Genomic DNA, 25,572 nt, shown 5'->3' on the forward strand with positions numbered 1-25,572 from the left:
CCTCACTTGATGACGATCTTGTCGAGCTCGGGCGAGCGGGCGGTGTGGCTGTAGAAACGGATCGTGTTGACCCCGGCCACCAGGTTCACCGGCACGGTCGCGGTGGTCACCGTGTCCTTGGTCCCGCTCATGGGCACCTGGATCGCGTCGCCGCCGTTGACGCTGACCGCATACGTCTGGGAGCCGTCCACCAGCGCGTGCACGGTCATCTGCCTGGTCCCGGTGGTCTCCGACAACACGCCCCTGACCACGGTGTAGTCGTAGACGTTGCCGCCGATGAGGATGACCTTCCGCCCGCCCGAGCAGACCGCGCAGTAGGCGGGCTCGGCCGCCCCCTCCCACACGTTGCCGACCCGCTCGGCCTCGTACGTGCCGGGGCTCCGGTCCGGCGGCGGCAGCGTGACCGGGGGCGTCGCGGGCCCGAGCTGCTCCGCCCTGAGGTTCCTGACCAGCAGGTACGTCTCCTGCAGCCCGGCGCTCCTGATGCTGCGGTAGATGCCCCACTTGGGCCGGTTGTACTGCTCCGGCGTCCACCACAGGTCGATGCCCTCGACCTTCTGGTCGACGATCGTCCGCGACCCGTCCCGCAGCACCCACCTCATGTAGCCGTCGTCGGCCGACTTGAGCTCGATGGTGACGCCGACCCACTTGTTCTGGATCGGCTCCAGGTCGGCGGTGGCGAAGTCGTGGGACTTGTTGTCCTCCAGCGTCCAGTAGCGGGCCGCGATCTTCGGCACGCCGTTGACGACCGGCAGCGACACCTGCGCGACCGGGGTGCCGATGTCGGAGGTCTTCAGCTGCCAGATGTGGGTGAAGCTGGTGGTCGCGTCAAGCGTGTCGGGAATGTACATCTGGTACGAGATCCGCCACGTCTCCTCCTCGCGCATCTCCAGCGCCCGGGCGCCAGAGGCCCGCATGCCGCGTACCTCGTTCCGCATCCGGTCGGAGCCGTCGCGGTCCTCCAGGTGCGCGTCGAACCGCCAGGCGTTGCCCTGGACGTAGACGTGCGGCTGTCCCTCGGGGTGGGAGCCGCGCCGGTCGTCCTCCAGCGCCTCGAACGCGTTGACGCCGTCCCGCCACGGGCTCGGATTCCACCGGGTCTCCCAGCGCGGCTCCCCTGCCCCGGCCTCGGCCGGCGGGGCGGCGGCGAGGAGCAGCGCGAGTGCCGAAAGCGCGCCCGCCAGGCGCAGGCCCCTCATGAGGTCCTCGCCTGCTCGCCGGCGCCGCTCCCGGTGAGTTCCTCGTGGAGGTGCATGACGCCGGGGCGGGAGTTGGCGGCACCGGTGAGTGGCAGGGCGGCTAAGACGCCGCCCCATCGTCTGGTCGTCATGAGAGTGTTCTCCTCAGATGCAGCGTGAAGCCGCCGTTCTGGGCGACGGCGAGGTCGAGCTTGCCACCGGCCGGGACCACGGCGGTCTCGATGGCGATCTGGTCGCCGGGGGCGTCCCGGTAGATCTCGGCCGTCCACTCCCCCGCGTCGAGGAAGTCGAGCGGCACGGTGAGCGTGCGGGGCTCGCCCGACACGCCCGCGGCGACGTACCAGTCGTCGCCGCTCCTCCTGGCCAGCACGATGTGGTCGGCGGGGTCGCCGGACAGCAGCCGCGTGTCGTCCCACGCGGCCGGCACGGTGGACAGCAGCCGCAGCGCCTCGGGCCTGGCCTGGTAGGCCTCGATGGAGTCGGCGAAGTGCTGAATCCCGGACTCGAAGAGCACCGACAGGGCGAGCTCGAACCCGGCCGAGATGGCCCGCACCGCGGTGAACGTGCACGGCGTGAAGTCCATCGGGCCCTGCACGTTGCGGGTGAACGCCAGCGACAGGTAGTGCGTGGCCGGGTAGAGCGGCTCCTTGCCGGGCTTCGGCTTGATCCATTCGGCGCCCTTGACCGCCTCGGCGGTCATGAACTGCGGCCAGGTGCGCTCGGTGCCGCGCGGGATCGTGCCGCCGTGGAAGACCACCATGAGCCGGAGCCGGGCGGTGGCGGCCAGGATGGCGTCGAACCAGCGCATCCGGTCCTGGCCGTCCGACTCGGTGAAGTCGATCTTCACGCCGGCGGCTCCCCACTCCTTCCAGAGCGCGAGCTTCTCGCGGTGCTCCAGCTCGGTGTCGACGTGTTGCCAGTGGGACCAGAGCCAGACGCCGATGCCCCGGTCGCGGGCGTAGGCGATGAGCTCGGGCATCCACTCCTTGTTCCAGCCGGCGTCCGCCAGCAGGTACGGCCAGCCGTTCGCGGCGGCGAAGTCCACCCAGCGTTTCTGGGCGTCCAGGTCGCGGGTGGAGGGCCCGTCGGACCACCACGACCAGGCGGCGGCCCCGGGCCGGATCCAGGATGTGTCCTCCACCTGGGACGGCGCGGCGAGGCTGGTGATCAGGTCGCTCTCGACGATGGTGGCCAGGTCGCCGACGATCATCGTGCGCCACGGGGTGACCAGCGGGCTGGCCGCGGTCACGTACGGGTCCGGCAGGTCGAGGCGGAAGGCGCGGCCGTCGAAGCGCAGGCGGGAGCCGGCGTATCCGGCGTCCAGGTCCGACTCGGTGATCAGCATCCAGGCGCCGCCGACCTGGAAGAGCGACGGGTAGCCGTACAGGATGGGCTCGGCGCCGGCCACCGTGGTGTGCCGGTGGATCTCCTCGTAGTCGCAGCGCCCGTTCTCGTACGGCAGCAGGACCGCGCGGCCGTCGCCCGGCACGACGTACTCCGAGACCTCCTCCACCACGGTCACCGGGCCGCTCCACGGGATCACGTAGCGGTAGGCGACGCCATGGTCGCCGACCCGGATCCGCAGGTCGAGCCGGTGCCCACCGCTGGTGAACGACAACGTCCACTCGCCTGCCGTGTACCGGTGCTCGCGGCGTTTCCCGGTGACCGTCCGGTAGGACTCCTCGACCTGCCGCTCCGACATCCCGGCCGGGACGAGGCCCGTGCTGAGGTCGGCGTGGGCGGTGCGGACGCCGAGCCTCGACGGCTCGAGCACGACCCGCCCGGCGTGACGCACCTCCATCGTGAGCTCGCCTGCCGGGGACAGGTCGAGCACCGCCTTCAGATCCCCGTCGCTGAGCGTCCAATTCGGCACGTGACCCTCCATAGAGAAAGAGATAGGAGGAGTCGATCGCGTCCTGCCGCCCGGCGCCGACCGGCCCCGCTCGGGCCGTGCAAGGCGCCCGACTCTCCTCACAATGCGCAAGAGCCTAGGTTGCGACGGGTGTCAATTCAATTCTTGACGAAGTTAATTAGTCGGTCTACCGTGCAGCCATGCCTCACGGACTGTCGCCACACGACCGCACCACTCCGGCTATACATCGGACCTCTCCTGCCAGACTGGCGGAGTTCCGTGAGCAACGGTTCGGGTTGTTCATCCATTGGGGCCTCTACGCGCTCGCCGCCCGCCACGAGTGGGTCAAGCAGCGCGAGCGGCTGACCGACGAGCAGTACCAGCCCTACTTCGACCACTTCGACCCCGACCTGTTCGACCCGGACGCGTGGGCGGAGGCGGCGGCCGGCGCGGGCATGCGCTACATGGTGCTGACGACCAAACACCACGACGGCTTCTGCCTGTGGGACTCGGCCTACACCGACTACTCGGTCGCGAACACGCCGTACGGCAAGGATCTCGTCGGCCCGATCGTGGAGGCGTTCCGCTCCCGCGGACTCGGGGTGGGGTTCTACCACTCGCTGATCGATTGGCATCACGCGCACTTCCCGATCGACGGCCTGCACCCGGCGTACGCCGAGGGCGCCACCCCAGTTGACCGAAATATCGAGATCTATCAGTCCTATTTACACAACCAGGTCGAAGAGCTGCTTACCCGCTATGGCCGAATCGACACTATGTGGTTTGACTTCTCCTACTCGAAGCGGGTCAGGGACGGCAAGCGCACCCCCGGCGGCAAGGGCGCGGCGGACTGGCGTTCGGAGGAACTGGCGGCCATGGTCCGCAGGCTGCAGCCGGACATCCTGATCAACGACCGCCTGGAGATCCCCGGCGACTTCACCACGCCCGAGCAGTTCCAGCCGCCCGCCCCGCCGGCCGAGGTCTGGGAGGCCTGCCAGACGCTCAACGGCAGCTGGGGCTACGACCGTGACAACCTCGACTACAAGCCGGTGGACCTGCTCGTGCGCATGCTGGTCGACACCGTCGCCAAGAACGGCAACCTGCTGCTCAACGTGGGACCGAACGGGCGCGGCGCGTTCGACCCGCGGGCGCTGGAGTCGTTGCGCGGCATCGGCGAGTGGATGCGGCTGCACGGCCGGTCCATCTACGGCGCCGGGCCGAGCGCGTACGAGGCGCCCGCCGACTGCCGTTACACCCAGCGCGGCGACCGGCTCTACGTGCACCTGTTCGCGTGGCCGTACAAGCATCTGCACCTGCCCGGCCTGGCCGGCAAGGTGCGGTACGCGCAGTTGCTCAACGACGCCTCAGAGATCCGCGTCCTGGTCCCGGACCCGGCCGTGGACAGCGGGCACACGAAGCTGGGCGCGCTGCCGCCCGGCACCCTGACCCTGCAGCTCCCGGTGCAGCGCCCCGACGTGGCCGTGCCGGTGCTCGAGCTCTTCCTGTGAAAGGCCCACCCCCATGGAGATGAACCGTCGGCAGATGCTGGCCCTGGCGGTGGCGGCCGCCGCCCTGTCCGCCTGTGGCGACACCCGCCAGCAGAAACAGGCCGCGGCCCCGGTCAAGTCCGGTGCGCAGGTGATCGACCCGAACCGTCCCAGCAGCGACGCCTGGCCGTTCGAGGAGGCCGAGCAGCTCAACAACTCGCTGACCTGGCCGAAGACGAACGTGGCCGATCCGGCGTCCAAGGTCGTGATCACGGTGGCGCTCACCACGGACGCCGTCACCGAGGTCCGCAACGCGCAGTTCGACTTCTTCTTCAAGAAGCGGCACCCGAACATCGAGATCAAGCGCGAGTCCGCGCCCTTCGACCAGTTCCTCACGAAGTACATGGCGCAGGCGGCCGGCGGCACGCTGCCCGACGTGCTTTACAACCACTACTCCTGGACGCAGAACCTCATCGCCAACAAGGTCCTGCAGTCGCTGGACGACTACATCGCCAAGACGCCCGAGTTCGACATGGACGACATCCCGCAACCCGGGCTGGACTACTTCAAGCGGGACGGCGCCCTGTACGGGCTGCCCACCGACATGGCGCCCAAGCTGCTCTTCTACAACAAGGACCTGTTCGACAAGGCCGGGCTGAAGTACCCGGACGAGAGCTGGACGTTCGACCAGGTCTTCGAGACGGCCAGGAAGATGACCAGCGGGACGGGCGTGGACAAGGTCTACGGGTTCACGCCGATGCCGAAGCCGGCGCCCGACCTGAGCCCCGTGTACCTGATGCCGTTCGGCGGCCGCTTCCTGGACGAAACCGAGTCCAAGGTGCTGATCACCGAGCCGAACGCCAGTCAAGTCATGGGCCGCTGGCTGGACCTGCTGGTCAAGGACAAGGCGGTGCCGAGCCTGGCCGAGATGCAGGCGCTGGAGAAGGTCGATCCGTTCAGGGCCGGGCACGCGGCCATGACGATCAACGGCGCGTGGATCATGCTGGAGCTGTCCAAGCTGAAGGATCTCAAGTGGGGCGTCACGGAGGTGCCCAAGGGGCCGGAGGGCCGCACCACCCCGGCCGTGGGCAGCGCGCTGGTCATGGCGTCCTCGTCCCAGAACAAGGACGCCGCCTGGATCTACATGCACGAGTACCTGTCGGCCTCCGGCTACAAGTTCCGCCGGATCGCCGCCCCGGCCCGTCAGTCGGCGTGGGAGGACAACGCCAAGGCGCTCGGCATCCCGGCGGACTCGGCCGACCTGGTCAAGAAGGTCATGGCCGACTACGCCTCCGGCGACGGCGTGCTGCGGCTGCCGGCCAACAAGAAGGTCGTGGACACCGCCCTGCCGATCTGGGAGCGGGCGCAGCTCGGCAAGATCAACCTGGCTGACGCGCTGAAGGAGATCGCCGACAAGGTCACGCCCGTGCTGAGCGAGAACAAGATCGCATGACTGCCGTCAGTCCGCTGGCGCGTCGGGAGGCCCGGCGTTTCCACCTGTTCGTCTCGCCGTGGCTGATCGGGTTCGTGCTGTTCAGCGCGGGCCCGATCCTCGCCGCCGTGGTCCTGAGCTTCATGCAGTGGAACCTGCTGCAGACGCCGACGTGGGTGGGGTTCGGCAACTACGTCCGCATGTTCCACGATCCCGAGTTCTGGGAGTCCATCGAGAACACCGTGCAGTACGGCCTGGGCTCGGTGGCGCTCGGCGTGACGTTCACGTTCCTGCTGGCGTTGCTGCTCAACCAGCCGCTGCGCTTCCAGGGCCTGTTCCGCACGGTGATGTACCTGCCGTCGGTGGTGTCGGGCCTCGCCACCGCGCTGCTGTGGCTGAACATCCTGCACCCCGACTACGGGCTGATCAACAAGGTGCTGGCCTCGGTCGGCGTCCAGGGGCCCGGCTGGCTCGCCTCCCAGGAATGGGCCATCCCCGGGCTGGTGCTCATGAGCGTGTGGGGCGCGGGCAACACCATCGTCATCTACCTGGCCGGCCTGCAGGGCATCCCGAAGACGTTGTACGAGGCGGCGGAGATCGACGGGGCCGGCTGGTGGCGCAGGTTCTGGAGCGTGACCGTGCCGATGATGTCGCCGGTCATCTTCTTCAACGTGGTGACGGGGTTCATCGCCGCGCTCCAGAGCTACGTGCTCATCCTCGTCATGACCGAAGGCGGTCCCGGCAACGCGACCATGGTGCTGGGGCTCTACATCTATCGGCACGCCTTCGTCTACTTCGACATGGGGTACGCGGCCACGCTGTCGTGGGCCATGTTCGTGCTGGTCATCGTCGTGACCGCGATCCAGTTCAGCCTGGCCAGGCGCTGGGTGCACTACGAGTTCAAGTGAGGTCCCCGATGCTCCTCGAGACCGCGGCCCGGCCCGCGCGTACGAAGCCGGGCCCGTCCCTGACGTCCGATCAGGCCGAGCGCATCAGGCGGATCCGGCGTAGCGGGGCGTACATCCTGCTGATCATCAGCTCGGCGGTGTTCCTGCTGCCGTTCCTGTGGATGCTGACGACCTCGCTCAAATCCGACGCCGAGAACCTGGCCTTCCCGCCCCAATGGTTCCCGGACTCCTTCCACGTCGACAACTACGTCAAGGGCTGGTCGGGGTCGCTGCCGTTCACCAGGTTCCTGCTGAACACGATCCTGATCACCGCGCTGTCCATGCTCGGGAACCTCATCTCGTGCATCCTGCCCGCCTACGCCTTCGCGCGGATGCGGGCGCGGGCGGCCGGCGTCATGTTCACGGCGTTGCTGGCCACGATGATGATCCCGCGTGAGATCACGCTGGTGCCGAAGTTCATCATGTTCTCGAAGCTCGGCTGGGTGGACACGTACCTGCCGCTGATCGTGCCGGAGTTCTTCGGCGTGGCGCTCTACATCTTCCTGCTGCGGCAGTTCTTCACCACGATCCCGCAGGAGCTCATCGACGCCGCCCGCATCGACGGGGCCTCGGAGCTGCGCATCCTGTGGAGCGTCATGCTGCCGCTGGCCAAGCCGGCGATCGCGGCGATCTGCCTGTTCTCCTTCGTCGGCAACTGGAACCAGTATCTGGAGAACACCATCTACCTGCGCTCGGTGGAGAAGCTCACGCTCGCGCAGGGTCTGGGCATGTTCAACGGCCAGTTCGTCACCCAGTACAACCAGATGATGGCCGTCGCGATCATGTCGATGCTGCCCATCCTCGTCATCTTTTTCCTGGCTCAGAAGACGTTCATCCGGGGTGTCACGCTCACGGGTATCGCAGGAAGGTAATCGTTGTCGTACGAACGTCAGCCGTACCGCAGGTGCGGCCACAGCGGACTGCTCCTGCCCGCCGTGTCGCTCGGCCTGTGGCACAACTTCGGCGAGGACAAGCCGGTCGAGACCCAGCGCGCGATCCTGCACAAGGCGCTCGACCTGGGCATCACCCACTTCGACATCGCCGACCGCTACGGCCCGCCGTTCGGCGCCGCCGAGTCCGCGTTCGGGCGGATCTTCCCGAAGTCGCTGCGGGACGAGGTGGTGGTGACCACCAAGGGCTTCAACCCCATGTGGGACGGCCCCTACGGGTACGGCGGCTCGCGCAAGCACCTGCTGGCCACCCTCGACCGGTCGCGGGCCCGGCTCGGCCTCGACTTCGTCGACATCTTCTACCTGCACCGGGATGACGAGGAGACGCCGCTGGAGGAGACGGCGGCCACGCTGGACCACATGGTCCGCACCGGCCGCACCCTGTACGTCGGGGTCTCCAACTTCTCGCCCGAACGCACCGCCGCGATCGCCAGGCTGCTGCGCGGCCTCGGCACGCCGCTGCTGGTGCACCAGCCCTCCTACTCGCTGCTCAACCGCGGCATCGAGGACGCCCTGCTCGATGTCCTGGAGCAGGAGGGCGTCGGCTGCGTGGTCTACTCGCCGCTGGCCCAGGGCCTGCTGACCGACCGCTACCTGGACGGCATCCCGGCCGACTCCCGCGCCGCCGAAGGACGATTCCTCACCCCCGACCGGGTCACCCCGCAGGTGCTGGCATTCGTCCGCGCGCTGTCGGCGATCGCCACCGCCCGCGGCCAGAGCGTCGCCCAGCTCGCTCTGGCCTGGGCCCTGCGCGACCCCCGCATCACCTCCGTCCTGGTCGGCGCCTCCAGCCCCGAGCAACTCGAGGCCAACGTCGCCTGCGTGGACCACCTCGACTTCACCGACGACGAGCTCACCGCCATCGACCAAGCCGCGAAGGAGGCAGATGTCCATGCGTAGGAGCACGCTGGCGGCCATGGGAGCAGGAGTGTCGCTGCCGGGGTTCCGGGTCGAGTCCGGCGGGGTCTCGACGTTGCCACCCGGCCGGATCAGCCACGCCAAGGGCTTGCACACCCACCCGGATCCGGAGATCTTCCTCATCCTCTCCGGTACCGGAAAGATCCATATAAATGGCGAAATTTCAGATTTCGCCGGGGGTGATGTGCTCATCGTGGAGCCTGGCGAGGACCACCATCTGGAGGCCGTCTCGGAGGTGGTCACCACCTGGCTGCACTTGGAGCCCGCGTGACGTGCCCTGTCCCGCTCCCCCGCGTCGGCCTGGGCGGGGGCCCGCTCGGCAACTACCTGCTGTCCATCTCCGACGCCGACGCCCAGGCCGTCATGGACACGGCCTGGGCGTGCGGCATCCGCTACTACGACACCGCTCCGTTCTACGGACTGGGCCTGTCCGAGCGGCGTATGGGACGCGCGTTGCGCGAGCGCCCACGTTCGGAGTTCGTCCTGTCGACGAAGGTCGGACGGCTCGTACGGCCGGGGCCGGGCGACAACGGCGGCTTCGCCGTGCCCGGCGACCGTCACGTCGAGTGGGACTTCACCCGCGACGGGGTGCTGCGCAGCGTCGAGGAGTCCCTGGACCGCCTGGGCCTCGACCACGTGGACATCCTGTTCATCCACGATCCCGACCGCCACTGGCCGCAGGCGCTCGACGAGGCCTATCCCGCGCTGGCGGACCTGCGCTCCCAGGGTGTCGTGCGCGCCATCGGCGTGGGCATGAACCAGTCGCCCATGTTGGTGGACTTCGTCAAGCACACCGACCTGGACCTGCTGCTGGCCGCCAACCAGGTCACCCTTCTGCGCCGGACGGCGTTCGACGAGCTCCTGCCGATCTGCCAGGACCGCGGCATCCCGGTCATCGCGGCCAGCCTCTTCCACCGCGGGCTGCTGGCCGCCGCCGAGCCGCCCGCGGACGCGCCCGCCGAGGTCCACGCCTACGCGGCGGCGTGCGCCCGGCACGACGTTCCGCTGCCGTCGGCGGCGCTGCAGTTCCCCTTGCGGCATCCGGCAGTGAGCACGGTCCTCGTCGGCGCCCACGCTCCGGACCATGTCACCGCCAACCTCCAAGCCCTGGACCGCCCCGTTCCCATCGCCCTCTGGGACGAGCTCGCCTGAATCTCACACGGCACCCAACCTTCAGGCTGCCTGAAGCGTCGGCTAGGCTTCAGGCAATCTGAAGGTTGGAGGAGATCCCATGGATCATGTCTTGCTGTCGATACACGTGCTCGCGAGCATTGTGTTCGTCGGCGGCTCGGCCGTCGCGTCGAGTCTGTTTCCCCGCTACGCGCCGGTCGCGCCGGCCGCGGATCCGCCGGGTGAGCGGAACCCGGCCGTGGCGGCCTTGCTGCACCGCATCACCGGCGGGTACGCCGCCTTCGGCGTCGTGGTCCCGGTCGCCGGGATCGCGCTGGCCATCGTCCAGGGCCGGATGGGCGAGATCTGGATCAACGTCGCCATGGTCCTCACCATCGTGGCGGGCGGCCTGCTGGCCACGCAGATCTGGCCGCGCCAGCGTGCGGCGCTCAGCACGCCGGACGACGGCCGGCGGCTGCGGACGTTGTCGATGCTCGCCGGCGTCTACAACCTGGTGTGGGCGATCGTCGTGGTCCTCATGATCGTCCGCCCGGGGGCGGCGCCGGACGCCTGACCCTCCTGCCCACGCGACCCGCGCCGGCGCCCTTTCCAAAGGGACCTGCGCCGACGTGCGGCCGGTGAGCGAACCGGCCGGGGGCCTGGTGTGGTGGGTGAACCGGCGGGGCCGGGCGTGCGTACCCCTCGTATGCAGTGGAAGACGGCGTATGCCGGTTTTGCGGTCGGTGTCGGTGTCGTGGTGCTGGTCGCGGTGCTGCGGTTCGGCGGTGGGGCAGGTGCGCCGGCGATCTCCGGCCTTCCCACGGCGGGGCCGCTGACGGACTGGGGGCTGCCCCTGACGCGGTTGCTCCACGTCGTGTGCGCGGTCGCCTGCGTGGGCACGCTGCTGGCCGCCGTGCTGGCCCCCGCCGGGTCGGCGGAGCCGGCGCGGTGCCTGCGGGCGGCGGGCTGGTGGGCGCTGGGCTGGGCGTTCACCACCCTGCTGAGCTACGTGCTGACGTTGTCCAGCTTCATCCCGATGCCGGTGGCGGATCTCCTCGCCAAGCCCGATGAGCTGGATCTCGGCACGCTGCTCCCGCAGACCCAGGCGCTGCTGGTGGTCCTGGGCTTGACGTTCGTGGTGGCGGGTGCGACGTTCGTGCCGCGGCTGCCCCGGTGGATCCCGCTGGCGGTCGCCGTGTCCGGGCTGCTGCCGCCTGCCTACGTGGGCCATGCCGCCTCGGCCGCCGACCACGACCTCGCGGTGTCCGCGCTGATGGCGCACCTGGTGGCGGCGTCGTTGTGGGCCGGCGGCCTGGGCGCGGTGCTCGTTCACTTCCGACGCTCGCACGACCTGCCGGTGGTGCTGCCCAGGTTCAGCACGCTCGCGTTGTGCTGCTTCGTCGCGGTGGCCTTCTCCGGGCTGGCCGGCGCGTGGGTACGGCTGGGCGCGCCGTCCGATCTGTGGCGGACCCCGTACGGCCTGCTCCTGCTCGCCAAGGTCGCCGTGCTGGCGGTGCTCGGCTGGTTCGGCCGGAACCACCGCCGCCGCACGGTCATGGGCATCGCCGACCGCGGGGTGCGCCGTACGTTCGTCCGGCTCGCGGCGGGCGAGGTCGGCGTGATGGCGGCGGCGATGGGGCTGGCCGTCGGCCTGTCACGTACTCCCCCGCCGGCAGGCGGCGAGGGATCGGGGCATGGGGCGCTGGGACACGACCTCGCGCCGTTCTCCCCTGGCGCGCTGATCAGCGAGGTGCGCCCGGACGCGCTGATCATCCTGCTGCTGGCGTTGCCCGCGGCCGCGTACCTGGCCGGCCTGCGCAGGGTCGCGGCGTGGCCGTCCGGCCGCACGTTCGCCTGGTACGCCGGGCTGGCGCTGGCCGCGCTCGTCCTGGTCTGCGGGGTCGCCGGTTACGCGCGCGCCATGTTGTCGGTGCAGGCGCTGCAGCACGTCGTGCTCGCCGTCGTCGTTCCGCTGCTGCTGTGCGCGGGCGCGCCTGTCACGCTGGCCGGCAGGACCGTCACGGGCTTCAGCAGGCCCGCCGTTCTGACGGTCGCCTACCCGGCGCCGTTCCTGCTGCTCTACGCGACGGGATGGCTGCCGTGGTCGCTGGACGAGTACGCCGTGCACCTGGCCACCGGTCTGCTGTTCCTCGGGCTCGGGCTGGCGGTGTCGTGGGTGCTGGCCGGCGCGGACCCGTTGCCCGGATCGCTCTCCTGGGCGGCGCGGGTCCGGCTGCTGGCGGTGGTGGCCGGCACGCACCTCGTTCTGGGGACGTACCTGCTGGCCGGACCGCCGGTCGCGGCGGACTGGCTCACCCTCGCGGCCCCGCCGGGCGCGCCGGACCTCCTCGCCGACCAGCGCCTGGCGGGGGCGGTCTACCTGCTCGTGCCGCTGCTCGCCCTCACACCGGTGGCGGTGCGGCTGGGCGCGCGGGCGCGGGCGTCTCAGATGGCGTCGCGTTGAATCGGGCAGGTCATGCAGTGGGTGCCGCCGCGCCCCTTGCCGAGTTCGAAGCCCTCGATCTCGATGACCTCGACGCCGTGCTCGCGGAGTTTGCGGTTGGTGAACTGGTTCTTGTGGTAGCCGACGACCACGCCGGGTGACAGGGCGAAGAAGTTGTTGCCGGAGTCCCACTGCTCCCTGGCCTGCTGGTAGTCGTCGCCGCCGGTGGGGACGATGTCCAGGCCGGTCAGGCGCAGCGCCTCGCGCAGGGCGGTCAGGAGGCTGCGGTCGCGGTGCACCTCCAGGGTGCCGCTCTTGTCGCCGGGACGCAGCGAGTAGGTGGTGGCGGTCTCCAGGAAGGGCGGGAACGCGCTGGCCTTGTCGATGTCCAGGAACGTGAAGACGGTGTCCAGGTGCATGTAGGAGCGGGACTTGGGGATGTCCACCGCGATCACCCGCTCGGCCGCGCCGGCGGCGAACAGCGACAGCGCGATGTGCTCGATGGTGCGCGGGTTGGTGCGTTCGCTGATGCCGATGGCCACCGTCTTGTGGCCGATGGGCATCATGTCGCCGCCTTCCATCGCGGCCGCGCCGTAGGACTCCTCGTGGAATCGCTCGTCCTCGCCGGCGTACGGATACCAGTAGGAGAAGTCTTGCTCGGCGAACATGGGGTGGTGGTGGTAGATGGTGGACTGGTTCATCGTCTCCAGCAGGCGGACGGGGTAGAACATCGGGTTCAGCGAGACGCCGCCGTACAACCAGGCCGCCGGGTCGCGCTGGTAGAGCGAGTTCGGCAGCGGCGGCAGGATGAACTCCCGCGGGTCGGCCGAGGCCGCGACCAGGGAGATGCCGTCCATGTCGGCGATGCCGAACTCCTCCTTCGACAACCCGCCGATCAGGTGGGTGGCCAGCTTGTCGCCGCTCCATCCGGACAGCGTCTCGCGGACGACGTCGACGAGGGCCGGGCCGACGGTCAGGTGGGTGACGGCCTGCTCGATGGCGTGCTGCTTGGCGTCGAAGCTCGCATCCAGCGCCTCGGCGAGCAGGTCGTGGTGGTAGTACACCTCAATGCCGCGCTCGCGCATCACCTGGACGAACGCGTCGTGCTCGACCTGGGCCTGTTCCACCCACAGGATGTCGTCGAACAGCAGCCCGTCCTTGTTGCCCGGAGTCAGCCGGCGCAGGCTGAGGTCCGGCCGGTGGACGATGACCTTGCGCAGCGTCCCCACCTCGGAGTGGACGCCGTAGGGCTGGTCGTTCATGCTGGGGTCTCCTTCACGGCTAGATGGTGAGCCACCCCATGGCCAGGCCGGCAACGGCGATGACGGCACCGATGACGGTGATGGCGAACAGGACGAACTCGGCGGGGGAGAACACGCGCATGCCGTGCTCGCGCCTGGTGAGCGCGAACAGCACCGTGCCCGGGGCGTAGATGATGCAGGACAGCAGCAGGAACTTCAGCCCGGCCGCGACGATGAGGAACGCCGTGTAGAACGTGGCGAGCGCCGCGATCGTCAGGTCCTTGCGCCGGCCGCGGGGGTCGAGGTCGTAGGTCTCGCCCTTGATGGCGAGCTGCAGCGCGTAGCCGGCGGCCAGCAGGTACGGGATCAGGGACAGCGCGCTGGTGAGCTCCAGGGTGAAGGTGAAGGCGTCGTCGGAGAAGATCGTGATGGACAGCACGCAGGTGATGAGCACGCTGGTCATCAGCAGGGCCGCGACCGGCACGTTCTGGTCGTTCTCGCGGGTGAGGAAGGCCGGCATGTCCCGGTCCTTGGCGGCCACGTACAGCACCTCGGCCGCCATGAGCGTCCAGGCCAGGTACGCGCCCAGCACCGACACGATCAGCCCGATCGAGACGAACGTCGCGCCCCACGGGCCCACCACCGCCGCCAGCACCCCGGCCATCGACGGCTGGCGCAGGCCGGCCAGCTCCCGTTGCGGCAGCGCGGTGTACGACAGGATGGTCACGGAGGCGAACAACGCCAGCACGCCCAGGAAGCCGAGCACGGTCGCGCGTCCCACGTCGGCGCGCCGGCGCGCGTACCGGGAGTAGACGCTGGCGCCCTCCACCCCGAGGAACACGAAGACCGTCACCAGCATCGTGGACCTCACCTGCTCGAACAGGCTCTGCGGGCCGCCGTGCAGGTTTCCGGCGAACACCCCGCCCTTGACCGAGATCGCCAGGATCACCACGAACGTCAAGATGGGCAGCACCTTCGCGACCGTGACGATCTGGTTGATCGTCGCGGCCTCCTTGACGCCGCGCAGGATCATGAAGTGGAAGGCCCACACGCCGATCGCGGACACGACCACCGCGATCAGCGTCGCGCCCTCGCCGAAGGCGGGGACGACCGCGCCGAGAGTGGACTTGATCAGCACCCAGTAGGAGACGTTGCCGACGCACGCGCTGGCCCAGTAGCCGAAGGCGGAGAAGAAGCCGGGGAACTGGCCGAACCCGGCCTTGGCGTAGGCGTACACGCCGGCGTCCAGCTGCGGCTTGCGTACGGCGAGCGTCTGGAACACCAAGGCCAGCATGAGCATGCCGATGCCGGCGATCAGCCACGCGACCAGGGTCCCGAGCACGCCGGTTGCCTGGGCGAAGTTACGCGGCAGCGAGAACACCCCGGCGCCGACCATCGACCCGACGACCATCGCGGTCAGCGCCGGCAGCGGCATCTTGCGTACGGTCTCGGTCCGCGTGGTCACCTTCGCGGCGTACCCGGCCGCAAACGACGAGAGTGTCGGTAAACCGTCAAATTCCTCTATGCGCGCACACCTACCAGGTGCACCCATCGAGTCCGCGCTATCGTGAAAAGCCCGCAAACGCCGTATATGAGGTGGAGCGCTCGTGACGGATGACTCGTCCCCTCCGGACCCGGATCTGCTCGCCAGGATCGACACCACCCGGCCGCATCAGGCCAGGGTCTGGAACTACTGGCTGGGCGGGAAGGACAACTACCCGGTCGACCGGGAAATGGCCGCCAAGCTGAAGGAGGCCTACCCCGGCATGGAGGACATCGCCCGGCACGCCCGGGCGTTCCTCGGGCGGGCGGTCCGGTTCCTCGTCGGCGAGGCCGGCATCCGGCAGTTCCTGGACATCGGCACCGGATTGCCGACCGTGGACAACACCCATGAGGTGGCGCAGGGTGTGGCCCCGTCCAGCCGGGTCGTGTACGTCGACAACGACCCCCTCGTGCTGGTGCACGCCCGCGCCCTGCTCACCAGCGACCCCCAGGGCGCCTGTGACTACATCGAGGCCGACGCGCGCGACCCGGACGCCATCCTGGCGGCCGCGGGCAAGACGCTGGACTTCGCCCAGCCGACGGCGCTCATGATCTTGGGCGTGATGGGCACCATCATGGCCGACGATCAGGCGTACGCGCTGGTGAAGCAGCTGATGGACGCGCTGCCGTCCAGCAGCTACCTGGTGTTCGAGGACGGCACCAACGTCATCAAGCCGGAGGCGGCGGCCGAAGCAGAGCGGCTGCGCGAGCGCGGCGAGGGTTACCAGTACCGGCTGCGCTCCCCCGCCGAGATCGCCCGGTTCTTCGACGGGCTGGAGCTCGTGGAGCCGGGCGTCGTGTCCGTTTCCCGCTGGCGGGTGGAATCGGACGTGTTCGGCTTGCCCGCCGAGGTGGACGCGTTCTGCGGGGTCGCCCGCAAACCGTGACCGTCCCCGCGCCATGGCGTGGCCCGCTTCCTCCCCCGTGGGAAGCGGGCCACGAGACGGTCAGGCCGCCTTCGCCACAGGAGACGTCCGGCGGAGGCCGCGGATAACGCAAATCGGGTCATCGGCTTGTCGAGACCTGGCTGCGCTGCGGGACCTGGGCCGGATCCGCGGGTCGTTTCCTGGTGACGTACTGCGGGACGGGAGCGAGGTCGTTACCGGTGTCGCGGGTCAGGCCGTAGCGGAGGATGCCCCTGGCCCGGTCAGGCTTGGCCGAGATGTCGGCCCAGACGTCCGCCCAGGTCTTGGGCACGACGGTGAAGTCGACGTCCACGCCGCTGCCGCCGTCGTTGTTGTGCACGGTGACGCTGCCGTCGATGTAGTAGAACTCGTTCTGCCATCTCGGCTGGTGTCCGCTGGGCAACCGGGCGAAGCCGGTCTCCGTGGAGCCCATCCAGGTGACGCCCGGCGCCTGCTCGTCATCCATGCGGCGCCCGCCGCCCGAGGCCACGTGGAACAGCTTGCCCTTCAGGCCGGTCCAGGTGACCGGCGGGAAGGGGCCGACCCTGTTGTGGTAGAGGATCCCCAAGCGGACCAGGAAGTAGCCTCTTCCAGTGATCGTGAGGTAGTGGCCCCGCTTCGTCAGCCCAGGTCCGCCGAACCGGGCATGCCCGTACTCACCGGCGAAGGCGACCTGGCCGGCGCGGCGCCGGGGCAGCGGGGCCGGCGGGCGGTTCTTGGGCGGGGCCTGGTCCACCGTGTCGACGGTGCGCCCGTACAGGCTTGGCGTCGGCTTGGGGCTGAGCGGGCGCGCGGAGACCGCGGACGCCGTCGGGGCGGGTGAGCGCGGGGCGGTCGCGGGCGACGAGGTGACGATCACTGGAGCCGCGCGTTCGGGGGGCGGGTCCTCGATGGTCTGGACGATCATCGCTCCCCCGGCGATCACCGTCGCGCCGGCCGCCGCGACCGCGACGGGCTTGGCCGCCAGCAGCGAGCCGGCCGCGGCCTTGCCCTTGGCCAGCAGGCCGGCTTTCACCACCGGTACGGCGGCGGTACGGGCGAGCTCCGTCAGGCCGATCGCGATGCCGGTCGGTACGGCCACCAGGCCGATCCCGGCCAGCAGCCGGTCGGCCGGCACCAGGTCGGACGCCTGAGCGGTGCACGCCGGGCACTCGCGCACGTGCCGGAACAACCGCTTGCGCCACAGATCGGACGGCGTGCCGTCCCAAGGCGCCGCCGCCTCGGCCAGCTCCGGGCACGGGGCGGCGAGCGCGCGCACCACGGCGCGGGCGCTCTCCAGGCGGCGCTTGGTGCGTTGCACGCGGACGGCGGCGTGCTGCTCGCTCGTTTCCAGCCCGGAGGCCAGCTCGGCTCTGGTGACCTCCCCCGCGACCTCCAGCCACCAGAGCGTGAGCACCTCGCGGTCGTCGGCGTCGAGCCAGCGGGCCGCCTCAGCGGTCTCCCTGCGCTGCCCGGACAGGCCGAGCCGGGCGATCGTGAGGGCGGCGAAGTCGGAGCCGGGGTCCGCCATGCCCAGGGCCTCGTCGAGGACGGACAGGGTGGTGGCCGTGGAGCGCCGCCACTCCCGCACCTGGTTCATCGTGATGGCGACCAGCCAGGAGCGGAAGCTCTCCGGGTCGCGCAGCCCGGCCAGGCCGGTCACGACCCGGGCCATCGTCTCCTGGACGACGTCGTCCACATCCGGATGCCCGTTCATGGCGCGGCCGGCGATGTTGTACACGAGCGGCAGGTGACTCCTGACCAGCTCGTCGATGGCGCCGCGATCCCCTGCGCGGGCCGCGAGCACCGTTTCGACCTCGTACGTCGGCCGTGCGTACATCCATCACCTCAATCCGGAGCCTCCGCAGCTCCGGACAGGAGACGGGAGAATCACCACTCACATAACACAAAACTGGAATTGTTCCATTTGTCACTTATGATCGGGTACGTCTCCGGCTTGCGGCGCCGCTACGAGAGCGGCCGGGGAAGGTAGGCCTGCCACGGGCCGGGCCGGGCCTGCGGCAACGGCCTGTGCTCCCAATCCTGCAGGAACGGCGCGGCGAGGTGCCGGCCCCTGTCGACGGCGACCACGAGCTTGCCCGCGCTCTGGGCGGCGCGTATCGGGGCGGGCGCGGCAGACTGCTGCGGCCAGCGCAGGATCGTGTACGACTCGCAGCCCACGCGGTAGGCGATCATCGCCGCGTGCTCGCCGTACACCAGGCAGGGCGGGCGCAGGTCCAGGGCGCTCAACGCGCGAGCGACCTCGACGTCGGCTTCGCGCTTGGCCAGCCGGGGCCCGACGACCTTGTCCAGGGTGAGCGCCTGCAGGATGAGCTGGCCGAGGAAACCCGCGGCGACGAGGCCGGCCAGGACGGGGCGGAACGGCCGGTGGCCCAGCAGCCAGAGCACGCCGTAGGCGATCGGGAGCGCCAGCAGCGCGTACGCCGGGAGCAGGAAGCGGGGCGCCGCGTATCCGACGAGGAAGACGTAGGGCATGCCCATCAGCAGGCCGGCGAGGGCCGGCAGGGCGCACTCGGTCAGGTGTCCGCGGCGCCGGGCCGCGTACAGGCCGAGGAGGACGAGGACGGGGATCGTGCTCCCCCACAGCAGCCAGGGCAGCGGGATCGGCCCGCAGTGCGCGGGAGGCCGGCACAGCAGCGGGCCGTTGAGCGCGCGGGCGTGTTCGAGCAGGGAGAAGTGCAGGCCGGTCTCGTTCGCCGCCCCGGCGGCCTGCCAGCGTGCGGCGAGCCCGCCGAACCGTACGTACGCCTCGGCGACCCAGTCCGCCCAGCCTGCGATCAGGCCCGCGACCAGGGCGGCCGCGACCTTGACCCGCCGCCACGCCGGCCAGGCGAGCGCCGCCGCGAGCGCGAGCACGAGCCACAGGCTGTCGGGCGGGCGCAGCAGGCCCACCGCGGCCACGCTCAGCGCCAGCCCGACCGCCGGTGCTTTCCCGCTGCCCGGCCGCACGCACCGCAGGAAGCAGCCGACGGCGGCCACCGCGCCGAAGGCCACCCACAGGTTCGGCATGGCCTGGCCGCCGTAGAACAACGACAACCACAACGACGCGAACAGCAGGGCGGCGAGCGGCACCATCCCCCCGGTGCGCACCCGCAGCCAGATCCCGAACGACGCGTACAGCGCGAGGGCGGACAGCAGGCAGAGGTAGACCCGCAACGCCTCCGTCGAGGAGGTGACCAGCACCACCGGCGCGACCACCCACGTGATGCCCCGGGCTCGGGGCGCGATGAACTCGGCCGCCGGCACCCGCGGATCGACCTGGCTGACATAGATCGACTCGTCCCACCCGAGTCCCATCCCTGGGCTGACGACGATCAGTTGCACGGCCCCGTAGCAGCAGGCCACCAGGATCAGCAGTGCCCGCCACGGGTCGGCGCGCAGCCACGACATGTTCGATGCCACCGGCTCTTCTTAGCGCGGGCCGCCCCGGTCGGGCGGGCGCCCCACGACAACTTGCCGGAAGGTATGCCCGCCCGTGAAGCTCCGCGATGCCGCCGGCCGATTCGGCGGGAGCCGTGACCGCCGCTAGTACGTTCCAAGTCGCCCACCATTGCTCCCCAAGTGGCGCTCCCTACCGTGGCACGCGAGAACAAGCGGTCTTGAGAGGGGAGGGCGTCGTGAAACACGTCTACAAGGTCTTGGCCTACCTGGTCGCGATCGAGGTGGCCGTGCAGGCGGCGGTCATGGTCTGGGGTGACGCCGGGATGGGCAAGTGGGTCAGCGAGGGCGGTGTGCTCGACAAGACGCTCGGCGAGAGCGGCGAGATGCCGTTCCCCGAGTTCATCGGCCTCATCATCCACGCCTTCAACGGGATGATCGCCATCCCGGTCATCGCGCTGCTCCTCCTGATCAGCTCGTTCTGGGCAAAGGTGCCGGGCGCGGTGAAGGCGGCCGGCCTGGTGCTGCTGCTGGTCGTCCTGCAGGTCACGTTCGGCATCCTGGGGCACAGCATTCCGCTGGTGGGCGCCGTGCACGGCCTCAACGCGCTGCTGCTGTTCACCGCGGCGCTCTACGCCGCCCGTCGCGGCGCGGCGGTGCGTGCTCCGGAACCGCAGCTCGCGGCTCGCGGGTGATGGAGCGTCGCTCCGGCGACGGGAATGCCGGTGGCCGCGTGCGCCTCGCCGTCGCGGGCGCCGCGACCATGGCCGTGCTGGGGCCGCTGGTCTGGCTGTGGCAGGCGAGCCTGCTGCCGGAGACGTATTCGGTCATGGACATGGGCCACGTCGACTACGGGGGCGGGCCGCGCGGCGCCATGGCTCATGCGGGCGGAGGCGCCTCGGCCCATGGAGCGCACGCGGGTGCCGGGCGGGACGTCACGCGGCTGGTCGCCGATCCGGACCGCCGAGCCGACGTCGCGGTGACCATGGTCGCCCGCAAGGAGCGGTTCCGGCTGCCCTCCGGCCGCGCTTTCGAGGGATTCACCCTCAACGGCCAGTCGCCGGGACCGGTCATCAAGGCCACCAAGGGGCAACTGGTGCAGGTCCGGCTGATCAACGAGTCGGTGCCGGGCGGCATCACGCTGCACTGGCACGGCATGGACGTGCCCAACGCGGCGGACGGCGTCGCCGGTGTCACGCAGGACGCGGTCGGCATCGGCAAGGAGTTCACCTACCGGTTCGTCGCCGACCAGGCAGGCACCTTCTGGTATCACTCGCACCAGATGTCGCATGAGCAGGTCCGCGGGGGGCTGCTCGGCGCGCTGGTCGTCGCGCCGGCGGCGCAGGACAAGGCCACGGACGAGGCTGCGGACGAGGCCATGGACGTCGTGGCGCTGGTGCACCTGTACAACGGGGTGCGCACCGTCAACGGGCGCGAGGGCGACGTCCCCGTCCAGGCGCCGCCCGGGACGCGGGTGCGGGTGCGGGTGATCAACACCGAGTACGGGCTCATGCCGACGTGGGCCGGCGGCGCACCGTACCGGCTGGCCGCCGTCGACGGCACGGAGGTCAACGGGGCCGCGCCGGTCCGCGACAAGGCCGTGGCGGTGGCCGCCGGAGGACGCGCCGACATCGAGGTGACCATGCCCGAGGACGGTTCGCCGGTCCGGATCCACCTCGGCGGCCCGGCCGGCGTGGTGCTCGGCTCGGCGTCGTACGCCGCGCCTCCGGTCCCCCGGCCGGCGGCGATGCTGGACCTTCTGACGTACGGCGCTCCGGCGCCGCTCGCGTTCGATCCCGGCAGGCCCGATCGGCGGTTCGCGTACGACATGGGACGCCGCCCCGGCTTCCTCGACGGGGTCCCCGGGTTGTGGTGGACGATCAACGGGCACCTCTATCCCGACGTGCCGATGTTCCACGTGGCCGAGGGCGACGTGGTCCGGATGCGGATCTCCAACGACAGCGGCGAGGCCCACCCCATGCACCTGCACGGCCACCACGCGGTGGTGCTCAGCCGCGACGGCGTGCCCGCCACCGGGAGCCCCTGGTGGGTGGACTCCCTCGAGGTCGGGGCCGGGGAGTCGTACGAGATCGCCTTCGTCGCCGACAACCCCGGCGTCTGGATGGACCACTGCCACAACCTGCCCCACGCCTCGGAAGGGCTCACCGCGCATCTGATGTACGAGGGCGTCACCACGCCGTTCACCGTGGGAGGACCCGCGGCCAACGAGCCGGAGTGACGCCGCAACACCCGCCCATCCGGCCCGACACCGGCGGCCAACAGGTCAAGATCCCGCGCATCCCACCGGCCTGCGACGATCCCGGCGGTCAAAGCCTGGGTCAACGCGGCAGCCAGGCCACCCGCTCCATCTCAAGGAGCCTCGGGCGCTGCTCGCCGCGGCGGCCCGGGATTTCGCCGAGGTCAAGAACATGGTCGGCGCCTGCCTGGAGCAGGACCTCCGCTCGCTGGACGGGAAACTCGCCGCAGCCGGCGTCCCGGCGCTCTCGGCACACGGGCTTTACGCTGCATGGTTGCTGGGCTACTTCAGCGGTTTCGACCCCTACCTCACCGCACAACCGCTCGCCGGCACGCCGCTGGGCGCCCACCTCCCCCGACCACATACGCGCCGGGCGCTGAAGGGATCTCCATGAACGTTCAATACTCCAGATCGACCCGGCTGTGCTCGATGGGCGAGCTGGATCCCCGGTTGCAGGCCTTGATCAGGGCCTATGCGGAGCGGCATCTGCTCGGTGACCTGGACGGCCTGGCCACCATCTGCTGCGAGACCCGGAGCACTCCGATCGCGGCCACGGTTCCGCGCGGCTTCATGAGCATTTTCCGGATGGCCGGTCCGGAGGCCGGGGACTTCACGACAGCCGCCGTCCTCACCGGCGGCGTCATCGTGATCGCCACGGTCACCGAGAAGGGCACATCGGCGCAACTGGGCGCCAGGCTCGCGGACGTTTCGCTCGAGCTGCCGAACCCGGCGGTGTTCGAGGGCACGACGGGGGTTTTCGTCCAGGCCCGCTGGTTCGGCGCCACAGAGGCGAGCTCGTACTTGCTTCCCCTGGACGCCGCCGCGAGCGGTCAGACGTTCCTGGCCCGGTTACGGGAGTCCGTCGCAGCCGCCCGCCACGATGACCCGGGCTAGGTGGAGGACGCGAGGAGGTCGGCGAGAGTGGTGCTGCTGAGCAGGCGGTGCTCGTGGTCGTGGAGCTCGGCCCAGATCGCGGCCAGCGGCGCCGCCGCCTTGGGCAAGGGCCGGCCGACCGGCTCGACGCCTTCGGTGACGCGGATGACGTCGGCCAGCACGATCTCCGCGGCGGGGCGGGCCAGCCAGTAGCCGCCGTCCGGGCCGCGCTGGCTGTGGATGAGGCCCGCCCGGCGGAGCTGGAGCAGGATGTTGTCGCAGAAGCGGCGGGGAATCTCCTGCGAGAGGGCGATCGATTCGGCGTGGACCGGGCCCTCGGCGGCGGCCAGGGCGAGCATGGCGGCGAGCGCGTACTGGGTGCGGGCGGAGATTCTCATAGGAGGCGTGGCGGCACCGCGGCCCGGCTCGGGGCCGGGCCAGGTGCGTACGGCCCTCATGCGGAGGCCTGCTCCTCCTCGGCGGTACGGCCGCGTAGCTCGGTCTCGATCGCCTCGACGGACTCGGCGGCCTTGTCGCGGCGGTATTCGCGGACGGAGTAGGCGATGGCGGCGGCCCAGACCACGGCGATCGCGAGGTAGGCGACCGTCTGCACGCCGCCGGAGGCGTCGATCCAGTCGCTGCGCAGCAGGCTCCGGACGTTGGTCAGGATGATCACGCCGCCCACGGCGGAGCCCAGGATGCGCGGCGGGATGTGGCGCACCAGCCAGGCCGCGATCGGCGCGGCGATGACGCCGCCGAGCAGCAGGACGGCGACCCACGCGAAGTCGATGTTCTCCGAGCCGATGCCGACGAAGAAGCCGATGCTGGCGGCGATCGCGACGAGGAACTCGCTGGCGTCGATGGAGCCGATCACCTTGCGCGGCGCCAGCCGGCCGCTGGCCAGGATGGCGGGGGTGCCGACCGGGCCCCAGCCGCCACCGCCGGTGGCGTCGACGAAGCCGGCCAGCACGCCGAGCGGGCCCAGGAAGCGCTTGCGCAGCGGCTTACCCAGGTTGCCGCGCGGCAGGCCGAAGGCGGTGAAGCGGACGAGGATGTACGCGCCGAGCGTCAGCAGGATGAGCGACATGACCGGCGCGGCGACCTCGGTGGACAGGCTGGACAGGAACGTCGCCCCGGCGAAGGCGCCGACGGCGCCGGGGACACCGATCTTGGCGACGACCTTCCAGTCCACGTTGCCGAAGCGCCAGTGGGAGATGCCCGAGGCGAGCGTGGTGCCGATCTCGGCCAGGTGCACGGTGGCCGACGCCGCGGCCGCGTTGGTGCCGATGGCCAGCAGCAGCGTGCTGGAGGTGACGCCGTAGGCCATGCCGAGACTGCCGTCGACGAGCTGGGCCGCGAAACCGACGAGCCCGAGCAGGATGAGCGCTCGCACGATCTCCCCTTTCTCTACTTTTTAAGTAGGAATAATCATCAATCCTGTCCGGCCGTTCCGTCAAGGGGGTGGGCCGCCCTTCTGTTTCTGGTCCGGCTCGCCCAGGAGAGGGTGTCCCGCCGACTTGGGCGGGAGGCGGAGATTGTCCGCATCCAGGTGTGCGTAACCGTATTTATCGAGGAATCTCCCTAAGTTAGCGGCGAGCACCACGACCGTGATCCTCTGATGGCCGGAGGGGAGAAGCGTGAGAGCACGGTTGCGCCGGTCGCTGCGGACGCGGCTGGCACTGCTCGCCAGCATCGCCATGGTGCTGCTGAACATCATCGTCAGCACGTTCCTGCTGTACGGCACCCGGGACGAGACCGCCGACATCCGCACACTCGAGGTGTCCGGCAAGGCCCTGCAGGTGCTTCTCATGGTCAAGCGGAACCAGTTGCCCCCCGTGCTGGACCCGAGCGGCCTCGACGGCATGCAGGTGGTCGACCCGGCCGGGCGGCCCGTTTCCTGGACGCCGAGCATGGCCGGCATGCCCCGCCAGACGACCGTCATCCCCCGGCCGGACCAGGCCAATGACGACGCGGAGCTCTGCGACCTGCCCGCCTTTCCCGGCAAGTGCAAGATCGTGGTCGCGTTGCGGGCGTACCAATCGGACGGCACCTGGGTCATCTACGCCTTCGAGCCGACAGTGCCCTGGTACGTCACCCCGCAGGTGATCGTGTTCCTGCTCTGCATGACGGCCGGGCTGGCCGCGCTGACCTGGTTCGGGGTGTCGCGTGTCGTGGACAAGACACTCGCCCCGGTCAGCCACATCACGACGAGGCTGGCGGAGATCACCGCGGACGGCGGCGGGATGCGTGTCCCCGTGCCGGAGACCGACGACGAGATCAGGGGCCTGGCCGAGACCGCCAACCAGACGCTGGAGCGGCTGGAGACGGCGATGAGGCAGCAGGAGGTCGCGATCGAGCGGCAGCGCAGGTTCGCCGGCGACGCCTCGCACGACCTGCGCAGCCCGATCACCGCCATGCGCGCCCAGGTCGAGGGGGCCATGCTGCACCCCGAGGAGACCGACTGGCAGGAGACGGGCACCGAGGTGCTCGCCAGCCTGGACCGGCTCCAGGCCATCGTCACGGACCTGCTGACGCTGACCAAATTGGACGCGGAGGCCCCGAGCCGCCGCGAGCCCCTCGACCTGAGCGAGCTGGTCGTCACGGAGACCGCCCGGCCGCGTACCAAGCGCGTCGTCACCGCCACGCACGGGAGCGTGGTCATCACGGGCGATCGGCTGCAGCTGGCCCGCCTGCTGACGAACCTGCTGGACAACGCCGAGCGGCACGCCGAGACGCAGATCAACGTGACGGTGCGGCAGGAGCGCGGGCAGGCCGTGCTCGAAGTGCTCGACGACGGCGCGGGCATCGCGCCGGACCAGCGCGAATTCGTCTTCGAGCGGTTCGCCCGGCTCGACGACTCGCGTAACCGCGACGCCGGCGGCACCGGGCTCGGCCTGCCGATCGCCCGCGAGATCGCGACCGCCCACCAGGGCACGCTGGCCATCGAGGACTCCGACACCGGCGCCCGGTTCGTGCTCCGGCTTCCGGCCTCAGATGGCTGACCCGTTGCGTTCGTGCACAGAACAGGCATCGTGCTG

Annotated in this window: 24 protein-coding genes; 15 read left to right on the plus strand and 9 right to left on the minus strand. The window is 70.2% G+C overall.

Annotation, left to right across the window (positions count from 1 at the left end):
- Positions 1-2 precede the first annotated feature (2 nt).
- Genes EDD27_RS25650 through EDD27_RS25655 form a run of 3 tightly spaced genes read right to left on the minus strand, consistent with a single transcriptional unit; the run spans position 3 to position 3,072 of the window.
- Positions 3-1,199, minus strand: coding sequence for a carbohydrate-binding protein (locus EDD27_RS25650; protein ID WP_127934649.1), 1,197 nt, complete (start codon positions 1,197-1,199; stop codon positions 3-5).
- Complete coding sequence (locus EDD27_RS57915; protein ID WP_277750750.1) at positions 1,196-1,330, minus strand: hypothetical protein; 135 nt, start codon at positions 1,328-1,330, stop codon at positions 1,196-1,198. The genes EDD27_RS25650 and EDD27_RS57915 overlap by 4 nt, the downstream gene beginning before the upstream one ends.
- Positions 1,327-3,072: a glycoside hydrolase family 97 protein gene (locus EDD27_RS25655; RefSeq protein ID WP_164903783.1), complete on the minus strand. Its 1,746-nt coding sequence runs from the start codon at positions 3,070-3,072 to the stop codon at positions 1,327-1,329. Before EDD27_RS25655 ends, EDD27_RS57915 begins: the two co-directional genes overlap by 4 nt.
- Positions 3,073-3,251: 179 nt before the next feature.
- Between EDD27_RS25655 and EDD27_RS25660 the strand changes: the two genes are divergently transcribed.
- The 9 genes from EDD27_RS25660 (at position 3,252) to EDD27_RS25700 (ending at position 12,359) form a co-directional block, all read left to right on the plus strand.
- Complete coding sequence (locus EDD27_RS25660; RefSeq protein ID WP_127934651.1) at positions 3,252-4,559, plus strand: alpha-L-fucosidase; 1,308 nt, start codon at positions 3,252-3,254, stop codon at positions 4,557-4,559.
- A 19-nt stretch (positions 4,560-4,578) separates the two neighbouring features.
- Complete coding sequence (locus EDD27_RS25665; protein WP_164903784.1) at positions 4,579-5,991, plus strand: ABC transporter substrate-binding protein; 1,413 nt, start codon at positions 4,579-4,581, stop codon at positions 5,989-5,991.
- Positions 5,988-6,878: a carbohydrate ABC transporter permease gene (locus EDD27_RS25670; RefSeq protein WP_127934653.1), complete on the plus strand. Its 891-nt coding sequence runs from the start codon at positions 5,988-5,990 to the stop codon at positions 6,876-6,878. The genes EDD27_RS25665 and EDD27_RS25670 overlap by 4 nt, the downstream gene beginning before the upstream one ends.
- 8 nt (positions 6,879-6,886) lie before the next feature.
- Positions 6,887-7,789: a carbohydrate ABC transporter permease gene (locus EDD27_RS25675; RefSeq protein WP_127934654.1), complete on the plus strand. Its 903-nt coding sequence runs from the start codon at positions 6,887-6,889 to the stop codon at positions 7,787-7,789.
- Between the two features lie 3 nt (positions 7,790-7,792).
- A complete protein-coding gene (locus EDD27_RS25680) occupies positions 7,793-8,767 on the plus strand; it encodes an aldo/keto reductase (protein WP_127934655.1) in 975 nt (324 codons plus the stop codon).
- Positions 8,760-9,056, plus strand: coding sequence for a cupin domain-containing protein (locus EDD27_RS25685; protein WP_164903785.1), 297 nt, complete (start codon positions 8,760-8,762; stop codon positions 9,054-9,056). The genes EDD27_RS25680 and EDD27_RS25685 overlap by 8 nt, the downstream gene beginning before the upstream one ends.
- A complete protein-coding gene (locus EDD27_RS25690) occupies positions 9,053-9,937 on the plus strand; it encodes an aldo/keto reductase (protein WP_127934657.1) in 885 nt (294 codons plus the stop codon). The genes EDD27_RS25685 and EDD27_RS25690 overlap by 4 nt, the downstream gene beginning before the upstream one ends.
- A gap of 79 nt (positions 9,938-10,016) precedes the next feature.
- On the plus strand, positions 10,017-10,469 hold the full coding sequence (locus tag EDD27_RS25695; protein WP_127934658.1) for a hypothetical protein: 453 nt from the start codon (positions 10,017-10,019) through the stop codon (positions 10,467-10,469).
- A 117-nt stretch (positions 10,470-10,586) separates the two neighbouring features.
- Positions 10,587-12,359, plus strand: a complete 1,773-nt coding sequence (locus EDD27_RS25700) for a cytochrome c oxidase assembly protein (protein WP_127934659.1) — start codon at positions 10,587-10,589, stop codon at positions 12,357-12,359.
- Here the strand turns inward: EDD27_RS25700 and EDD27_RS25705 are convergent.
- Complete coding sequence (locus EDD27_RS25705) at positions 12,341-13,600, minus strand: arginine deiminase (protein ID WP_127934660.1); 1,260 nt, start codon at positions 13,598-13,600, stop codon at positions 12,341-12,343. The genes EDD27_RS25700 and EDD27_RS25705 overlap by 19 nt on opposite strands.
- Before the next feature lie 19 nt (positions 13,601-13,619).
- Complete coding sequence (locus tag EDD27_RS25710) at positions 13,620-15,044, minus strand: basic amino acid/polyamine antiporter (RefSeq protein WP_241564248.1); 1,425 nt, start codon at positions 15,042-15,044, stop codon at positions 13,620-13,622.
- Between the two features lie 142 nt (positions 15,045-15,186).
- Between EDD27_RS25710 and EDD27_RS25715 the strand changes: the two genes are divergently transcribed.
- Positions 15,187-16,008 carry an SAM-dependent methyltransferase gene (locus EDD27_RS25715; protein ID WP_127934662.1) on the plus strand — a complete coding sequence of 274 codons (822 nt, stop codon included), beginning with the start codon at positions 15,187-15,189 and terminating at the stop codon, positions 16,006-16,008.
- Between the two features lie 118 nt (positions 16,009-16,126).
- On the opposite strand, the gene EDD27_RS25720 is transcribed toward EDD27_RS25715, so the two are convergent.
- Together EDD27_RS25720 and EDD27_RS25725 are read right to left on the minus strand one after the other, a co-directional pair.
- Positions 16,127-17,845 carry an RNA polymerase sigma factor gene (locus EDD27_RS25720; RefSeq protein ID WP_127934663.1) on the minus strand — a complete coding sequence of 573 codons (1,719 nt, stop codon included), beginning with the start codon at positions 17,843-17,845 and terminating at the stop codon, positions 16,127-16,129.
- A 128-nt stretch (positions 17,846-17,973) separates the two neighbouring features.
- Positions 17,974-19,428, minus strand: a complete 1,455-nt coding sequence (locus tag EDD27_RS25725; RefSeq protein ID WP_127934664.1) for a hypothetical protein — start codon at positions 19,426-19,428, stop codon at positions 17,974-17,976.
- Between the two features lie 215 nt (positions 19,429-19,643).
- On the opposite strand from EDD27_RS25725, the gene EDD27_RS25730 reads away from it, so the two are divergent.
- The 4 genes from EDD27_RS25730 to EDD27_RS25745 all read left to right on the plus strand — a co-directional run bounded on the left by EDD27_RS25730 (position 19,644) and on the right by EDD27_RS25745 (position 22,555).
- Positions 19,644-20,099: a hypothetical protein gene (locus EDD27_RS25730; protein WP_127934665.1), complete on the plus strand. Its 456-nt coding sequence runs from the start codon at positions 19,644-19,646 to the stop codon at positions 20,097-20,099.
- Between the two features lie 38 nt (positions 20,100-20,137).
- Entirely contained in the window at positions 20,138-21,643 is a 1,506-nt protein-coding gene (locus tag EDD27_RS25735) for a multicopper oxidase family protein (protein ID WP_206641646.1), read from the plus strand.
- 190 nt (positions 21,644-21,833) lie between these two features.
- Positions 21,834-22,055, plus strand: coding sequence for a hypothetical protein (locus tag EDD27_RS25740; RefSeq protein ID WP_127934667.1), 222 nt, complete (start codon positions 21,834-21,836; stop codon positions 22,053-22,055).
- Positions 22,052-22,555: a hypothetical protein gene (locus EDD27_RS25745; RefSeq protein ID WP_127934668.1), complete on the plus strand. Its 504-nt coding sequence runs from the start codon at positions 22,052-22,054 to the stop codon at positions 22,553-22,555. The genes EDD27_RS25740 and EDD27_RS25745 overlap by 4 nt, the downstream gene beginning before the upstream one ends.
- Here EDD27_RS25745 and EDD27_RS25750 read toward each other — a convergent pair.
- Both EDD27_RS25750 and EDD27_RS25755 read right to left on the minus strand, forming a co-directional pair.
- On the minus strand, positions 22,552-22,992 hold the full coding sequence (locus EDD27_RS25750) for an RrF2 family transcriptional regulator (RefSeq protein ID WP_421915805.1): 441 nt from the start codon (positions 22,990-22,992) through the stop codon (positions 22,552-22,554). The genes EDD27_RS25745 and EDD27_RS25750 overlap by 4 nt on opposite strands.
- Positions 22,989-23,927 carry a sulfite exporter TauE/SafE family protein gene (locus tag EDD27_RS25755; RefSeq protein WP_127934669.1) on the minus strand — a complete coding sequence of 313 codons (939 nt, stop codon included), beginning with the start codon at positions 23,925-23,927 and terminating at the stop codon, positions 22,989-22,991. The genes EDD27_RS25750 and EDD27_RS25755 overlap by 4 nt, the downstream gene beginning before the upstream one ends.
- Positions 23,928-24,171: 244 nt before the next feature.
- Between EDD27_RS25755 and EDD27_RS25760 the strand changes: the two genes are divergently transcribed.
- Positions 24,172-25,536 (plus strand): sensor histidine kinase, encoded by a 1,365-nt coding sequence (locus tag EDD27_RS25760; protein ID WP_241564249.1) that lies wholly within the window; start codon positions 24,172-24,174, stop codon positions 25,534-25,536.
- Positions 25,537-25,572 lie beyond the last annotated feature (36 nt).

It is taken from the genome of Nonomuraea polychroma (assembly GCF_004011505.1).
Classification (GTDB): domain Bacteria; phylum Actinomycetota; class Actinomycetes; order Streptosporangiales; family Streptosporangiaceae; genus Nonomuraea; species Nonomuraea polychroma.

Coding starts and splice junctions, on each gene's coding strand:
- EDD27_RS25660 (WP_127934651.1), top strand. CDS start 3,252: ATGCCTCACGGACTGTCGCCACACGACCGCACCACTCCGGCTATACAT.
- EDD27_RS25650 (WP_127934649.1), bottom strand. CDS start 1,199: ATGAGGGGCCTGCGCCTGGCGGGCGCGCTTTCGGCACTCGCGCTGCTC.
- EDD27_RS25740 (WP_127934667.1), top strand. CDS start 21,834: ATGGTCGGCGCCTGCCTGGAGCAGGACCTCCGCTCGCTGGACGGGAAA.
- EDD27_RS25675 (WP_127934654.1), top strand. CDS start 6,887: ATGCTCCTCGAGACCGCGGCCCGGCCCGCGCGTACGAAGCCGGGCCCG.
- EDD27_RS25750 (WP_421915805.1), bottom strand. CDS start 22,992: ATGAGGGCCGTACGCACCTGGCCCGGCCCCGAGCCGGGCCGCGGTGCC.
- EDD27_RS25720 (WP_127934663.1), bottom strand. CDS start 17,845: ATGTACGCACGGCCGACGTACGAGGTCGAAACGGTGCTCGCGGCCCGC.
- EDD27_RS25745 (WP_127934668.1), top strand. CDS start 22,052: ATGAACGTTCAATACTCCAGATCGACCCGGCTGTGCTCGATGGGCGAG.
- EDD27_RS25665 (WP_164903784.1), top strand. CDS start 4,579: ATGAACCGTCGGCAGATGCTGGCCCTGGCGGTGGCGGCCGCCGCCCTG.
- EDD27_RS57915 (WP_277750750.1), bottom strand. CDS start 1,330: ATGACGACCAGACGATGGGGCGGCGTCTTAGCCGCCCTGCCACTCACC.
- EDD27_RS25670 (WP_127934653.1), top strand. CDS start 5,988: ATGACTGCCGTCAGTCCGCTGGCGCGTCGGGAGGCCCGGCGTTTCCAC.
- EDD27_RS25695 (WP_127934658.1), top strand. CDS start 10,017: ATGGATCATGTCTTGCTGTCGATACACGTGCTCGCGAGCATTGTGTTC.
- EDD27_RS25705 (WP_127934660.1), bottom strand. CDS start 13,600: ATGAACGACCAGCCCTACGGCGTCCACTCCGAGGTGGGGACGCTGCGC.
- EDD27_RS25685 (WP_164903785.1), top strand. CDS start 8,760: ATGCGTAGGAGCACGCTGGCGGCCATGGGAGCAGGAGTGTCGCTGCCG.